At 34.1% G+C, this 14,588-nt stretch carries 13 protein-coding genes; 2 read left to right on the top strand and 11 right to left on the bottom strand.

Going from position 1 to position 14,588, the window contains the following annotated elements; translation table 11 throughout:
* Positions 1 to 5: 5 nt before the first annotated feature.
* From RB618_RS02310 to RB618_RS02300, 3 genes are all read right to left on the bottom strand, one after another.
* Positions 6 to 437, bottom strand: a complete 432-nt coding sequence (locus RB618_RS02310; protein ID WP_308067298.1) for a lipocalin family protein — start codon at positions 435 to 437, stop codon at positions 6 to 8.
* Between the two features lie 165 nt (positions 438 to 602).
* Positions 603 to 1,283: a hypothetical protein gene (locus RB618_RS02305; RefSeq protein WP_308067297.1), complete on the bottom strand. Its 681-nt coding sequence runs from the start codon at positions 1,281 to 1,283 to the stop codon at positions 603 to 605.
* Positions 1,284 to 1,306: 23 nt separating this feature from the next.
* Positions 1,307 to 1,969, bottom strand: a complete 663-nt coding sequence (locus RB618_RS02300) for a queuosine precursor transporter (RefSeq protein ID WP_008466784.1) — start codon at positions 1,967 to 1,969, stop codon at positions 1,307 to 1,309.
* A 161-nt stretch (positions 1,970 to 2,130) separates the two neighbouring features.
* Here RB618_RS02300 and RB618_RS02295 point away from each other — a divergent pair, with 161 nt between their 5' ends.
* Positions 2,131 to 4,194 (top strand): M3 family metallopeptidase, encoded by a 2,064-nt coding sequence (locus RB618_RS02295; RefSeq protein ID WP_308067296.1) that lies wholly within the window; start codon positions 2,131 to 2,133, stop codon positions 4,192 to 4,194.
* A 57-nt stretch (positions 4,195 to 4,251) separates the two neighbouring features.
* On the opposite strand, the gene tsf is transcribed toward RB618_RS02295, so the two are convergent.
* From tsf to RB618_RS02265, 6 genes are all read right to left on the bottom strand, one after another.
* Positions 4,252 to 5,214, bottom strand: coding sequence for a translation elongation factor Ts (tsf, locus tag RB618_RS02290; RefSeq protein WP_308067295.1), 963 nt, complete (start codon positions 5,212 to 5,214; stop codon positions 4,252 to 4,254).
* A 140-nt stretch (positions 5,215 to 5,354) separates the two neighbouring features.
* Positions 5,355 to 6,119 carry a 30S ribosomal protein S2 gene (rpsB, locus tag RB618_RS02285; protein WP_012023686.1) on the bottom strand — a complete coding sequence of 255 codons (765 nt, stop codon included), beginning with the start codon at positions 6,117 to 6,119 and terminating at the stop codon, positions 5,355 to 5,357.
* Positions 6,120 to 6,295: 176 nt separating this feature from the next.
* A complete protein-coding gene (gene rpsI, locus RB618_RS02280; RefSeq protein ID WP_008466792.1) occupies positions 6,296 to 6,682 on the bottom strand; it encodes a 30S ribosomal protein S9 in 387 nt (128 codons plus the stop codon).
* Positions 6,682 to 7,137, bottom strand: coding sequence for a 50S ribosomal protein L13 (rplM, locus tag RB618_RS02275; protein WP_111379262.1), 456 nt, complete (start codon positions 7,135 to 7,137; stop codon positions 6,682 to 6,684). The genes rpsI and rplM overlap by 1 nt, the downstream gene beginning before the upstream one ends.
* Positions 7,138 to 7,332: 195 nt before the next feature.
* Complete coding sequence (locus tag RB618_RS02270; protein WP_308067294.1) at positions 7,333 to 8,145, bottom strand: ferritin-like domain-containing protein; 813 nt, start codon at positions 8,143 to 8,145, stop codon at positions 7,333 to 7,335.
* Positions 8,146 to 8,170: 25 nt separating this feature from the next.
* A complete protein-coding gene (locus tag RB618_RS02265) occupies positions 8,171 to 8,917 on the bottom strand; it encodes a ferritin-like domain-containing protein (protein ID WP_308067293.1) in 747 nt (248 codons plus the stop codon).
* Positions 8,918 to 9,124: 207 nt separating this feature from the next.
* On the opposite strand from RB618_RS02265, the gene RB618_RS02260 reads away from it, so the two are divergent.
* Positions 9,125 to 10,150, top strand: coding sequence for a LacI family DNA-binding transcriptional regulator (locus tag RB618_RS02260; protein ID WP_201998628.1), 1,026 nt, complete (start codon positions 9,125 to 9,127; stop codon positions 10,148 to 10,150).
* 37 nt (positions 10,151 to 10,187) lie between these two features.
* Here RB618_RS02260 and RB618_RS02255 read toward each other — a convergent pair whose 3' ends face one another.
* A complete protein-coding gene (locus RB618_RS02255; protein WP_308067292.1) occupies positions 10,188 to 11,303 on the bottom strand; it encodes a hypothetical protein in 1,116 nt (371 codons plus the stop codon).
* Between the two features lie 132 nt (positions 11,304 to 11,435).
* Positions 11,436 to 14,270 (bottom strand): DNA polymerase I, encoded by a 2,835-nt coding sequence (gene polA / locus RB618_RS02250; protein ID WP_308067291.1) that lies wholly within the window; start codon positions 14,268 to 14,270, stop codon positions 11,436 to 11,438.
* Positions 14,271 to 14,588: the final 318 nt, after the last annotated feature.

Here is a 14,588-nt window from a genome sequence, read left to right as displayed (position 1 = left end):
AATAACTATTTACGTTTTAATTCAATGATGTATATTTCAGATACTTCGTTGTTATATGTGTAAGTATATTTAATTTTCAAGGTGTTTTTATCTAATACTAAAATTTCTCCAGTATCTTGTGAATCATCACCATATTGAAAAGTTATTTTATTATCTGTTCTAGTCCATGTTCCGTTATCGGTGTGATCTTCACACTTAGAATTCGAATACGAAGAATAATGATCGATTACTTTTCCTCCAGCTTGAATTTCAAGAAACCCCTTGCTGCAACCTCCTTCAGAAGTTATTGGAGCTAATGTCTCTTTTCCGTTAACGATAGTTCCATCTTGGTAGGCTTCCCATTTTCCTTCGATAGATGCGTTGTCATCGTCGCTGCTACAAGCTACTGATAATCCTAGTGCCAATACTGACACAAAAAAAATACTTAGTTTTTTCATTTTTGGTAGATTTGTTTTTGTTAAATTTTTAGCAAAAATAAAATCTTTCTTTTGAAAACCAAGCCTTTATAATAAGTTTTTTCTCATTATTTTAACATTTTTTTTGTAATCTATTGGCTTTCAGATAAATCTGATGTTTTTTGATTTGATAAAATTTCTCTTTCATTATCTTCCAATCTGCCAGCTATATCCTTTTACACTCGGGATATAGGCAGAACGTCCGACAATGATTAAATTGGTATAGATTTTCCGGTTGTATTTTATGCCAATTGCATTGCCAGAAGTGTACATTTTATTGGCTTTAAAGACTACTTTCATTTTGCCGTCTTCAAGTTCTGCATCAGAAACTTTTTCGACAAACCAGGTAGACTGCCATTTTACTGACAATTCATTTTCTGCAGTTTTGGTTACGCTTTTTACTAGTTTAACAGCTTCTTCCGGAATTTCAAAATGTTCCGTTAGTTGTTTTTGCGTCATTGTCTGGCCCATTTTGCATTTATCTAATATTTTACGAACATTGACAAAGTTCAATAATTCTTCGTTGGCTTGCTTTTTTATTGAGGTTGTTTGGGGTGCAGTAGCATTTGCTATTTGAGGGTTTAGCGTATTTACTTCTATTGGATTTTTAACCGAAAAAGGATTTTTTGGAGTGACAGTTTTTTTCGAGTCAAACTCTTTTGGAGCGGTAATACTTTTTGACGAAACTTTGCGAGGTATTTTCATAGTAGCTGGTGTCAACTTATTGACAGACTGGATGACCTTTCTAGGCTGTTTTTTTTCGTCATTGCCACAGCTGAAAAAGAAATAGGTAACAGAGAATAAAATAAGCAAGTAAATTTTTTTCATGACCTAAATATGTTTTTATTTTTTTATCCTTTATGTGCAGGATCTTCGTCTAAATATTTTTTAATCAGATGATGCCCTAAATAAATTGCCGGAGTTAATAAAATGGCTATTGCTAGTTTAAAAGTATATCCTATTAATCCTGAAGATATAAAGGTGTCAAAATCAATTTTTCCAGGAAGCCAAAAAGCAATTCCTAAAACAATAAATGAATCAAATAATTGCGAAATTACAGTAGAACCTGTTGCTCTTAACCATATTTTCTTTTCGCCAGTTCTATTTTTGAAAAACCAAAATATCCAAACATCTATAAGTTGAGAAGCCATGAAAGCTATTAAGCTCCCCACAATAATCCACATACTCTGCCCAAATACTGCCTGAAATTGATCATCGTTTACAGGACTGATTCCTTTTGCGGCAGGAATTGTAATGGCCATAAAAAGAATTAAAAAAGCATAAGCAATCAAACATGCTGTAATGAAAGAAAGTTTTTTTACTCCTTTTTCTCCAAAATATTCATTAATCAAATCGGTTGTAAGAAATACAATTGGCCAAGGTAAAATTCCTATACTCATTACAAAGGGGCCAATTTGAATTAACTTTCCTCCAATTAACTCAGCCACAACGGCATTGGTAATAAATATTCCTGCTAAAATTACAAAAACAATTTCTTTTCTGGTTCTAAACATTTGATTTTTGATATTGATATTTCAAAAATAAACTATTTCTTTTAAATCTTTGAAACTATAATTCGTTAGCGTATGAAGTTTGCTTTCGATTGGTTAATTTTGAGATTCTGTTGCTTTTTTTCTAATCGAAATTTTGCGCAGAATTAATTAATGTATTTGTTATGAAAACACCAATAGAGTTAGATAATTCACTGTTAAAAAGTTGGTCTGGTCCTTATGGAGGAATTCCAGATTTTACAGCATACAAAGTTTCAGATTTTAAGCCCGCAATAGAATTTGCTATTCGGGAAAAAATAGAAGAAATTGATGCAATTGCCAATAATCCAGAAAAACCGACATTTAAAAATACAATTGAAGCCTTAGAGCTTTCGGGCGAAAAATTAGATCGGATTCATGCGGTTTATGGCATTTACAGATCCAATCTCAGTACCCCGGAATTTAATACTGTTGATACCGAAATGTCGCCAAAATTGGCAGAGATCAATGACAAACTATATCAAAATAATAAACTGTTTTCTAGAATTGAAGCCTTGTATAAATCGGATGAAAAGAAGGATTTAACTAAGGAACAGCAACGCGTGCTTTGGCTTTATTACACCGACTTTGTTAGAGAAGGAGCGGAGCTAAATGAACAAGAGAAAGCTAAAGTGGCTAAGATCAATCAGAAATTGGCAACGCTTTTTACCGCTTTTAGTCAAAAGCTATTGGCAGAAGAAAACGATCAATATTTAGAGTTAGAGACAGAAGCTGATTTTGACGGTTTGCCTGAGGAATTTAAGAATGCAGCAATTGCAGAAGCGAAAGAAAGAAATCTAAAAGCTTTAGGATGCATTGGAAATACAAGATCTTCAATTGAGCCTTTTTTAACTTTTTCAAATAGAAGGAATTTAAGAGAAAAAGCTTTTGATATTTTCGTAAAGCGAGGCGATAATAAGAACGAAAATGATACCAATGAAACACTTGTCTCTATTTTAAAATTAAGAGCTGAAAAGTCAAAGATTTTAGGTTTTAGAAACTTTGCTGAATGGAGTTTGTCTAACAAGATGGCTAAAGATCCGCAAAAAACGCTCGATTTGATGCATTCGGTATGGAAACCTGCAGTAGAAAAAGTAAAAAATGATGTTTCGGCTATGCAGGAAATGGTTGATAGAGAAGGTGGCAATTTTAAAATTCAGCCTTGGGATTACCGTTATTATGTAGAAAAAGTACGAAAAGCAAAATATGATTTAGACCAAAATGAAATTAAACAATATCTGCAGTTGGAAAATTTGCGCGAAGGAATGTTCTGGACAGCAGAAGAATTGTTTGGTTTAGGCTTTAAGCAATTATTTGATGTTCCTGTTTATCATCCGGATGTTCGTGTTTGGGAAGTAAATAATAAAAATACAGGAGAAGCGATAGGGTTATGGTATTTTGATCCATATGCGCGTACAGGCAAACGTTCTGGAGCATGGATGAATTCACACAGAGACCAGCAGAAAATAAAAGGAAATGTGCTTCCGATTGTATCAAACAATTGCAATTTTATTAAGGGGAATAGCGATGAACCGGTTTTAATTTCGTGGGATGATGCAACGACTTTATTTCACGAATTTGGTCATGCGCTTCACGGATTGTGTTCAAATGTTACTTTTCCGAGTCTTTCTGGGACTTCGGTTGCGAGAGATTATGTAGAGTTTCCATCTCAGCTATTAGAGCATTGGTTAGCAACGCCTGAGGTTTTAAATAAGTTTGCTCTTCATTATAAAACTAATGAACCTTTATCGCAATCATTGGTAGAAAGAATAGGAAAGGCCGCCAATTTTAATGAAGGTTTTGCAACGGTTGAAACGATTTCAAGTTCGTTTGTCGATATGAAACTGCATTTAACAACTGAAATAGTCGATCCGCATGCATTTGAGGAGAAAGTTTTAAATGAAATTAATATGCCGTCAGAAATTGTGATGCGACACAGAATTCCGCAATTTGCACATATATTTTCGAGTGATGGATATGCTGCTGGTTATTACAGTTACTTGTGGGCAGATGTAATTAATGCAGATGCTTACGAGGCTTTTCTAGAAGCAGATGGGCCATTTGATAAAAATGTCTCTGAACGTCTTTATAAAACAGTTTTAAGTGTTGGAAATACGATTGATAATGAGGAAATGTATGAGAATTTTAGAGGACATGCTCCACAATCTGACGCTTTGATGCGAGCTAGAAATTTTCCTATTGAAAGCTAAAAATAAAAAAGCCCGAATAAATAAATATTCGGGCTTTTTAATATTGAAAATAATATATTAACCTAAAGTAACTCTTTTGAAACCTGTAATTTCAACATTGAATCCTTTTACGTAATCACCAACTTTTTTACTGTCATCTTTGATGAAGTTTTGATCTAAAAGAGCTTTCTCTTGATCTAAAGTAGTGTTGTCAGAAATGAAACGTTGAACTTTTCCTGGAAGAATTTTATCCCAAATTTGCTCTGGTTTGCCTTCAGCTTTTAATTCAGCTTTAGCATCTTCTTCAGCTTGTTTGATAACTTCAGGAGTTAATTGAGAGAAAGAGATATATTTAGGAACATTTTTTAAAGTTTTTCCTAAACGTGCAGCTTCTTCATTGTCTTTTTCGATTACAGCGATACGAGCAGCAAGTTCAGATTCAACGAAAGCAGGATCAAAATCTTTGTAAGATAATGTATCAGCTCCCATAGAAGCAACTTGCATAGAAACGTCTTTTGTTAAAGCTTCAGCGTTAGCAACTGGAGCAGAAATAGCTGTTAAAGCAGCAATTTTATTAACGTGAACATAAGATCCAACGTATGCACCTTCTAAAATTTCGAAACCACCGATTTCGATTTTCTCACCGATAACACCAGTTTGCTCGATTAATTTTTCAGCAACAGTGATTCCGTTGAAATCAGAAGCTAAGAATTCTTCTTTAGAAGAGAAGTTAATAGCTCTTTCAACTAAATCTTTAGCTAAAGTTACGAAAGCTTCATTTTTACCTACGAAGTCAGTTTCGCAGTTTAAAGTGATGATAGCTCCTTTAGTGTTGTCTGCATTGATAAAAGAAACAGCAGCTCCTTCAGAAGACTCACGGTCAGAACGGTTAGCAGCAACTTTTTGTCCTTTTTCTCTAAGGATTTGTATCGCTTTATCGAAATCTCCTTCAGCTTCAACTAAAGCTTTTTTACAGTCCATCATTCCGGCACCTGTAGATTGTCTTAATTTATTTACGTCTGCAGCAGTAATTGTTGACATAATATTTTGAATTTTTAATGTTAAAAGTAAAAAATTCCAGCTTTTAAATCCCAAACTCCAATTTTAATAAATTATCAACATAACGTTTTTAATTTTGTATTTGGACTTTGGAATTTAAAATTTGGAATTTAAAATTTGATTTATTCTTCAGTTGCAGGAGCAGCTTCAGCTTCAGCAGCAGGAGCTTCCTCAGCAGCTTCAACTTCTTTTTCAGCACCTCTGTCAGAAAGACCTTCGATTACTGCAGTAGTTACTAAAGATAAAATTTTGTCAATTGATTTAGAAGCGTCATCATTTGCAGGAATCACGTAATCAACCTCTCTTGGGTCAGAATTCGTATCAACCATTGCGAAAACTGGAATGTTTAATTTTTGAGCTTCTTTTATTGCGATGTGTTCAGCTTTGATATCTACTACGAACAATGCTGCAGGTAGTCTAGACATATCAGCAATTGAACCTAAGTTTTTCTCTAATTTAGCACGTAGACGATCAACTTGTAAACGCTCTTTTTTAGATAAAGTGTTGAAAGTACCATCTTTCTTCATTTTATCAATAGAAGACATTTTTTTAACTGCCTTTCTGATAGTTACGAAGTTAGTCAACATTCCACCTGGCCATCTTTCAGTGATGTAAGGCATGTTTGCAGCTTTTGCTTTATCAGCAACGATGTCTTTTGCTTGTTTTTTGGTAGCTACGAATAAGATTTTTCTACCTGATGCAGCGATTTTTTTCAAAGCTTCATTAGCCTCTTCGATTTTAGCTGCAGTTTTATATAGATTGATAATGTGAATACCATTACGCTCCATATAAATGTAAGGAGCCATGTTTGGATCCCATTTTCTAGTCATGTGTCCGAAGTGAACACCTGCTTCTAGTAATTCTTTTACTTCTATTTTGTTTGCCATTTTTGTACTAGTTTACGTTCTGTTGATTAGCAATGTGTGAATGGCGGTTTCCCTGGCTTCATACATTTAGATGCTAAACTATATCCTACCTCGATAGGAGAGCAACAATAACTGTGTTTTTTAATTTCAATAAATAATTGATAATGTCTTGTCCCATCTGAACAAGACAGGTAATATTAACGTTTAGAGAATTGGAATCTCTTACGAGCTTTCTTCTGACCGAATTTCTTACGTTCAACCATTCTTGGGTCTCTTGTTAATAAACCTTCTGGTTTAAGGATAGCTCTGTTTTCAGCGTTAACTTCACACATTACGCGTGCTAATGCCATTCTTACAGCTTCTGCTTGACCAGTTGTACCACCTCCGTAAACGTTTACTTTTACGTCAAAGTTACTAGCGTTTTCTGTCATAGAAAGCGGTTGTAAAACTTTGTATTGTAAAGTTGCAGTTGGAAAGTAAGTTGCGAATTCTTTTTTGTTTACAGTGATGTTTCCAGTTCCTTCAGAAACGTATACACGTGCAACAGCGGTTTTTCTTCTACCGATTTTGTGAATAACTCCCATTACTTAAGATCATTTAGGTTAACAGTTCTAGGTTTTTGAGCTCCGTGTTTGTGCTCAGCTCCTACAACAACATTTAGATTTCTAAAAAGTTCAGCACCTAATTTGTTTTTAGGTAACATACCTTTTACAGCTTTTTCTACTAATGCAGCTGGATTTTTAGCTTGCAATACTTTAGCAGTTAAAGTTCTTTGTCCTCCTGGGTAACCTGTATGACGCATGTAAATTTTGTCATTCATTTTTGTACCTGTAAGGTTAATTTTTTCTGAGTTGATAACAATTACGTTATCTCCACAGTCAACGTGCGGTGTGTAACTTGGCTTGTACTTACCTCTTAAAATCATTGCAACTTTAGAAGCAAGACGTCCTAAGTTATGACCTTCAGCGTCAACAACAATCCACTCTTTAGTTACAGTGGCTTTACTTGCTGAAACTGTTTTGTAGCTTAATGCGTCCATAATATTATTTTAATTAAACATTCCATCCCCAATAAAGGGGATGCAAAAGTACAATTAATTATTTTAAAACCAAATACCTGAAAGAATATTTTATCTGCTGAAAATCAGGTAGTCAGTTTTTTAATTATTTAATGAATAAAAAAACCGTCTCTACAATAAAGTAAAGACGGTTAAATATTTAGAAAGAAAAAATGATTATACGATAAATATATTGGCAATATCAACCACTTGTTGTGTTGTAAGTGGCTCATCATAAGCTTCTGAGCCTGCTGCGGCACCAAAGGCGGTTGCGGTATTAAATCCCGCCTGCATGGTTACGCCTTCGCCATCATAAACGGCTTGTGTTGCGGCCGGCATACCAGCGCCTCTTTCGGCATTAGAAATCCATCCTTTTAAACCTCTCAATCTTCTAACTTCAGAAGCATGGCGTGCTTCGACAGAATGAATCTGCAATGCTGCAGTCAATAAATCTGGCGTTGTTATCAAATTTGCAGCTTGTCCTTTATATGCTCTAACTCCTGTATCCTCAAAGGCTTGTGCCAAAGCTAAGAACGTTGGGTAATCATGAAAAGGATCAAAAGCGCCTCCAACTGTAAAATCAAAAGTTGGTTTAGGAACGAAGTTCGGGCTTGCGGTACCGCCCAAGCCAGCAATTAAAAATTTGACATGATCAGATTCGTGATCCGCAATCTGTTGGAATACTTTTAAATCGCGTCCGCCATTTTCAGAAGTTGGAATTACTCCAGAATCTAAAGCCATGGCATAAAACTCATTTTCGAGATATTCTAAGGTTAAAGCAAACTGAAGGGCTCCAATTGGAGTTGCAGGAGTTGCTGTAATGTCTTTAGCGAAAGCTTTATTGGTAAGAGCCGATAATCCGAAAGGAATTGATGCTAAAGCTAAATTTTTTCCAATATTTCCAAAATGTGAAAAACTGTCTCTTCGTGAACCAGTACTGTTCATTAAGCTGTCATCAGTAAAGGATTCTATAAATTTTAAAATGTTCATAATTTCTAAGTTTTACTGGTTAAGATTAAGGCAAGTATTTAGCTGTAAATTTTGTAGTAATAAAATTGGCAGCAATTGGTAGTATTTTAGATGGATCTTTTGCATCATCTAAACCTGTTGACATATTTATGATATCGTCTCCAGCAAAATCTTTAGAATTTGGATTGATCAAACTTCTTATGGCAGATGCATGTCTAGCTTCAACAGAAACAATTTTTCCTGCTAATAATAGGTAGTCTGCAGTTTTAATTAATTTTCCGGCACCATTATAAGCGGCGACACCTGTATCTTCAAGAGCTTTTGCAGTAGCCAAAACTTCGTTACGGCTATTAAAATTTAAAGAACCATATGTAAAAGACAAAGTAGGAAGCAATTGTGAACTAGGATCTGGAAGCGCACCAGTCAAAGCCGCTTTGAAAAAATCTCTGTGTACTACTTCGTGATGATATAAGTCAGTCAAAACTTGACGCTCAGTGTCATTAAATACAGTATTAAAGCTTGTAGAATTTACGACCTTAGTATAAAAGTCTGCTTCTAGTTGCTCCAGCGCATAAGCATATGTGAGAACACCAAAGTCACCTGAGCCTAGGTCAAAAACGCCATTTCTGACTCCTGGCAAAGATGTGTCCTCCATATTGTTGTCATCGTCATTATCGCTGCAGCCAGCAAGAACCAAACCTGTGGTAACTAATGTTAATCCACTGAGCTTAAGAAAGCTCCTTCTGCTATTCAGTGAAGGGTCAACTTCATGAATTTTAACTTCGTTTTTCATAATCAAGTTTTTTATTAGGTTAACAACATTGGTCTTAGTTATTAGCTATTTAATTATTAACGAAATTTTAGGAGATGCGGTTTCAGAATAATCTTCTTTTATAGATTTTTTTCGAATAGGTAGTATAATTTCAAAGACAAATGGTTGTTTTTTGTTTTATTTTCGGTAATTCTACTATATTTGTATTAATTACATAAACTTTTATAGATGAAAGCTAAAGCAACTCTAAAACAAATTGCGAAAGAACTAGGAGTTTCTGTGTCAACAGTGTCTAAAGCATTGAATGACAGTCCAGAAATTAGTGAGCAAACGAAGGTTAAGATTAAGGAGTATGCCAAACTCAAAAATTATAAGCCGAATGTTATTGGTCTAAATTTAAAAAATCGTAAAACCAAAACGATAGGGGTAATTATTCCTAATATTCTAAATTCTTTCTTCGCGAAAGTTTTTAGCGGTATTGAGAAAGTTGCCGATAAAAAAGGATATAATGTAATTACCTGTATTTCTAACGAATCTTTAGAAAAGGAAATCCATACGCTTGAAATGTTGAGTAACGGAACTATTGACGGATTTATCCTTTCGGTTTCTGAAGAAGCTCAAAAACTTCAAGATTACAATCATTTTTCTGAAATAATTAACGACGGAACACCAATCGTGATGTTTGATCGTATTGCTGATGAAGTAGATTGCGACAAAGTTGTTGTAGATGATTTCGATTCAGCATTAAATTCAACACAGCACTTAATTAATCTCGGATGTAAAAATATCGCTTTAATATCTTCTGTAGATAACTTGAGTGTTGGGAAGTTAAGAGCGGATGGATATTTGAAAGCTTTAGCGGACAATAATATTCCTGTAAATGAAAAAATCATTCTTCGTACCGATTCTGAGGAAGATATGAAAAGTAAAATTGATGCGATTTTTGACAATAAAATTGACGGAATTTTTGCTTTGGATGAAAATGATTCAGTTGCAGCTTTACGAGTAAGTTTGAAAAAAGGATACAGAGTTCCAGAAGATATTTCTATTATTGGTTTTGCAGATGGTATTTTAGCTTCAAGACGTTTATCGCCAAGTTTGACTACAGTAAGTCAGCATGGAGTTGAAATTGGGGAAGTTGCTGCCAAAAGATTAATTGAAAGATTAGAAGAGCCAGAAGGAACGGTTTCTGAATATGAAACCATCGTCATCAAAACAAAATTGAAAGAAAGAGAATCAACTCGAAAAAAATAAAACTAAAAATCCATTCGCCACAACGAATGGATTTTTTTTATTTAAGCTCATAGGGAAATTTAGGATTCTTGTACTTTTTTAATTTTTCAAAAGGAACTAAATAAGGTTCTTCGCAATTTCTGGCCGCTCTGTAGAAACTTGGAGTAAATTCAATTCCTTTTTCTGTAAAATTCCAAGCCGCAAATCTCCAGTATTCTGCATTCGTATAATCACAGTCATCGTCACTATCTGGTTTCTTAAATTGTTCTATTGAAGTGATAATTTCTAATAATTTTGGAGCAAAATAATCATTTCTGTATTTTGAAAAAGCATCAAAATTATTTTCACTGTCGCCCGTCACGCTTTTGTCAAAAGCTAGGATATCATCAATTCCATATTGCTTTCCGTTGCTTAAATCAATAAGATAGCCACTGCTTCCGAAATCTGGATGAGCACCTCCGCAATCCCAAAACATTGAAATTTGAAAACCTAATAAATCATTGTTCAAAAAGTTAATTGTTGAATTGCCTTCAATGCCTTTTCCTTGGCTGTATTCGAAACTAGACGCACAATTAAGCTGAGCTAATGTGTTTTCAATATGTATTTTTTCTAAAATAGGATTAATCAAAGTTTTATTTTTCTCTGAAAAATTACTTCCCAATCTAAAGAAATCTGAATCACAATGTTTTTCAGAATACCATACAAATTCTTTGTTGTTATAAAGTGTTGTTTTCTGTTTTTTGAATTCCAGAAATTTGTATTTCACTAGATTTAAACGTTCGTCATCAAATCTAATTTTGAGATTTGATTTGTAATTATCAAAATTTACAGGTTCAAGATGAACGGCTAACTGCTTGTCTTTGGCATCATACCAGAATCCATCAAAATTATCACCTGATTTTTTAAGGTAAAATTTTTCAGTAATATTATCGCCAGGTTTAAAATAGAAAGTGAAATTATTACTGTCTTTTAATTTTCCTTCGAGCTTAATATCTTTTAATGAATTTTTGTAGAAATACACAGCATTTAAATTGGCTTCATTGTCCGATTTATAAACTTGAACAGTCATAAAAATAGTGCTTTTACCTAAAGTTCCTTCGAGATAATAAATCTTGCTTTGACAAATTGCAATTGTTGAATAAAGCAGAAACAGGAAGAAAAAATATTTTTTCATTTTCTTTTAAATCTTAAAAGGTGGTTATAAAGCTGTAAATGTAGCAAAAGTAAAATTCTTACAATGTTGTTTTTAATGAATAAAAAAAGCCATTCAAAATTGAACAGCTTTTAAATATGAAGAATTTATTTTTTAGTGCGCTTCTAACCAATCTTTTCCTAAACCAAGTTCTACTTCCAAAGGAACCGACATTTTGAAAGCATTTTCCATTTCGTGTTTAATCATTGGTTGGATTTTTTCGAGTTCATCATTGTGGACATCGAACACGAGCTCATCATGCACCTGAAGAAGCATTTTAGACTTCCAGTTTTCGTCACGAAGTTTTTTATGAATGTTGATCATGGCAATTTTGATCACATCGGCAGCACTTCCTTGAATTGGTGCATTTACGGCATTTCGTTCTGCGGCGCTTCTTACAACGGCATTGGCAGAATTAATGTCTTTTAAATATCTGCGACGCCCTAAAATAGTTTGTACATAACCTTTTTCACGAGCAAATTCAACTTGTTCAGAAATATAAGATTTAAGACGTGGATATGTTTTGTAGTACGCATCGATCAAAGCGGCACTTTCACTTCTAGAAAGTGAAGTTTGGCTACTTAAACCAAAAGCGGAAACACCATAGATAATTCCGAAGTTTACTGTTTTAGCATTGCTTCTTTGTTCGCGGGAAACTTCTTCTAAAGCAACATTAAAAACCTTTGCAGCGGTTGCTCTGTGAATGTCTTCTCCGTTTTGGAAAGCTTTAATCATATTTTCTTCGCCACTTAGAGCTGCAATAATTCGCAATTCAATTTGCGAGTAATCGGCAGAGATTAAAGTATGGTTTTCATCGCGTGCAACAAAAGCTTTACGAATCTGACGGCCTCTTTCGGTACGAATCGGGATGTTCTGTAAGTTTGGATTATTAGAGCTCAAACGTCCAGTTGCAGCAACAGCCTGCATATAATCGGTATGAACGCGTAAAGTCTTTTTGTCAACCTGTTCTGGTAAAGCTAAAATATAAGTGCTTTGCAGTTTTACCATTTGGCGCCAATCCAAAATATCTTTTACGATTGGGTTGTCATTTGCCAAATAAGTCAAAACTTCCTCGCCAGTTGCATATTGCCCCGTTTTGGTTTTCTTTTGTTTTGCTCCACCAATTTTTAGTTTGTCAAATAAAACATCTCCTAATTGTTTTGGAGAGGCCAAATTGAATTTTTCACCAGCTGTTTCGTAAATTTTCTGTTCTAAAGATTTGATTTCGACATCCATTTCTTTCGACATTTGATTTAAGAAATCAACGTCTAGACGAATACCTTCCATTTCCATATCGGCTAAAACACTTACTAAAGGAATTTCGATTTCATCAAATAACTTTTTGGTTTCGGTTTTGTCTAATTGAGTTGTGAAGATTTCTTTCAATTGTAACGTAATATCGGCATCTTCGGCAGCATATTCTTTAATATCTTCCAAAGGAACGTCACGCATATTAAGCTGATTTTTTCCTTTTTTACCAATTAATGTTTCAATTGATTTTGGAGAATATTTCAAATAAGTTTCTGCCAAAATATCCATATTGTGACGCATATCTGGGTTAATCAGATAATGTGCAATCATAGTATCAAAAAGCTTTCCTTTTACAGTTACGCCGTAATTAGAAAGGATCTTTAAATCGTATTTTAAATTTTGACCGATTTTCTCAATGTTTTCATTTTCAAAAAACGGAACAAATTTTTCTACCAAAGCTTTTGCTTCTTCCTGATTTTCTGGAAACGGAACATAGAATGCTTTTCCTTTTTCGTAAGAAAATGACATTCCAACCAATTCTGCATGCAAAGCATCGATTCCTGTGGTTTCAGTATCAAAACAAACTGAAGATTGTTTTTGCAGATTCTGCAAAAGCATTTTAATGCCTAAATCGCCTTGAATGGTTTGGTAAAAATGCTCGGTGTTTTCTAAAGTATTATAAAAAGAAGTTCTTGGAGTGTCTGTGTCTTCCTCTTCTGTGCCTCCAAAAAGATCAAATTGGTCTTCATTTTTAGCGGCAGCTTTTTTAGCTGGTTTTGCATCTGTAGCTGCAGTAGCAGTCTGAGCGCCATCTGTTTTAAACAAATTGTCAAATTGCTCCGCCATTCTTCTAAATTCTAGTTCTTGAAAAATAGCATCTGTTTTTTCGATATCTGGGCGAGAAAGTTCGTAATCTTCTTCGTTAAAAGTAACATCGCAATCTGTAATAATTGCAGCAAGTTTTTTAGAAAGGATTCCTTTTTCTTTATTCGCTTCGATATTCTCTTTCATTTTACCTTTTAGCTTGTCTGTATTAGCCAAAAGATTCTCCATAGAGCCAAACTCTTTCAAGAATTTTTTTGCTGTTACTTCACCAACACCAGGCAATCCAGGAATATTATCTACAGCGTCACCCATCATTCCAAGAAAATCAATTACTTGTTCAGGTCTTTCAATTTCAAATTTTGCCAAAACCTCAGGAATTCCCCAAATTTCGATTCCGTTACCCATTCGGGCAGGTTTGTACATAAAGATATTTTCAGAAACCAATTGTGCAAAATCTTTATCGGGTGTTACCATAAACACTTGATAGTTTTGTTTTTCGGCTTGTTTGGCAATTGTTCCAATCAAATCATCGGCTTCACAGCCTGCAAGTTCGATAATCGGAATATGCATGGCTCTTAATAACTCTTGAATATAGGGAACAGCAATTTTAATTGCTTCTGGAGTTTCGTCACGGTTTGCTTTGTAATCAACAAACATTTCAGATCTTACATGACTACCGCCTTTATCAAAAGCAACGGCCAAATGATCTGGTTTTTCTCTTTTAATAACATCTAGAAGTGAGTTCATAAAACCCATAATTGCAGATGTATCCATTCCTTTTGAGTTGATTCTCGGGTTTTTTATAAAAGCATAATAACCGCGAAAAATTAATGCATAAGCATCTAGAAGAAAAAGGCGTTTTTGAGTTGACATATTAAAAATATTAGTCTGTAAAAATAAACAATTGAGTTCTCAAAAATTGTCAAAAATGAAAAATTTTACCATATAAGTTATATAAGTTCATTTTAGCAATATGCATAACGATTAGACACATCGCATTGCGTCTAATCGTTATGATAAATAGTATTGACGCAGAATTTTTAAATGAACTTATATAACTTATATGGTAAAAATCTGCAAAGCGTTAATATCAAGTTAAAATTTTTTATTCAGGGATTTCTTCATTTTCTCTTCATGTTGCGAAGGTAATTTTGATCTGTAAAATAAAAGGTATTAATTCTTAAATCTTAG

The organism is Flavobacterium sp. LHD-85, assembly GCF_030929595.1.
In the GTDB taxonomy this organism is placed as follows: domain Bacteria; phylum Bacteroidota; class Bacteroidia; order Flavobacteriales; family Flavobacteriaceae; genus Flavobacterium.
This window is presented reverse-complemented; position numbering and strand designations above follow the sequence as displayed.

Bases quoted from the DNA above. Each gene is read 5' to 3' on its own strand.
- RB618_RS02270 (WP_308067294.1), bottom strand. From the start codon at position 8,145: ATGAACATTTTAAAATTTATAGAATCCTTTACTGATGACAGCTTAATG.
- RB618_RS02300 (WP_008466784.1), bottom strand. From the start codon at position 1,969: ATGTTTAGAACCAGAAAAGAAATTGTTTTTGTAATTTTAGCAGGAATA.
- rpsI (WP_008466792.1), bottom strand. From the start codon at position 6,682: ATGGGAGTTATTCACAAAATCGGTAGAAGAAAAACCGCTGTTGCACGT.
- RB618_RS02265 (WP_308067293.1), bottom strand. From the start codon at position 8,917: ATGAAAAACGAAGTTAAAATTCATGAAGTTGACCCTTCACTGAATAGC.
- RB618_RS02305 (WP_308067297.1), bottom strand. From the start codon at position 1,283: ATGAAAAAAATTTACTTGCTTATTTTATTCTCTGTTACCTATTTCTTT.
- rpsB (WP_012023686.1), bottom strand. From the start codon at position 6,119: ATGGCAAACAAAATAGAAGTAAAAGAATTACTAGAAGCAGGTGTTCAC.
- tsf (WP_308067295.1), bottom strand. From the start codon at position 5,214: ATGTCAACAATTACTGCTGCAGACGTAAATAAATTAAGACAATCTACA.
- RB618_RS02310 (WP_308067298.1), bottom strand. From the start codon at position 437: ATGAAAAAACTAAGTATTTTTTTTGTGTCAGTATTGGCACTAGGATTA.
- RB618_RS02295 (WP_308067296.1), top strand. From the start codon at position 2,131: ATGAAAACACCAATAGAGTTAGATAATTCACTGTTAAAAAGTTGGTCT.
- RB618_RS02255 (WP_308067292.1), bottom strand. From the start codon at position 11,303: ATGAAAAAATATTTTTTCTTCCTGTTTCTGCTTTATTCAACAATTGCA.
- rplM (WP_111379262.1), bottom strand. From the start codon at position 7,137: ATGGACGCATTAAGCTACAAAACAGTTTCAGCAAGTAAAGCCACTGTA.
- polA (WP_308067291.1), bottom strand. From the start codon at position 14,270: ATGTCAACTCAAAAACGCCTTTTTCTTCTAGATGCTTATGCATTAATT.
- RB618_RS02260 (WP_201998628.1), top strand. From the start codon at position 9,125: ATGAAAGCTAAAGCAACTCTAAAACAAATTGCGAAAGAACTAGGAGTT.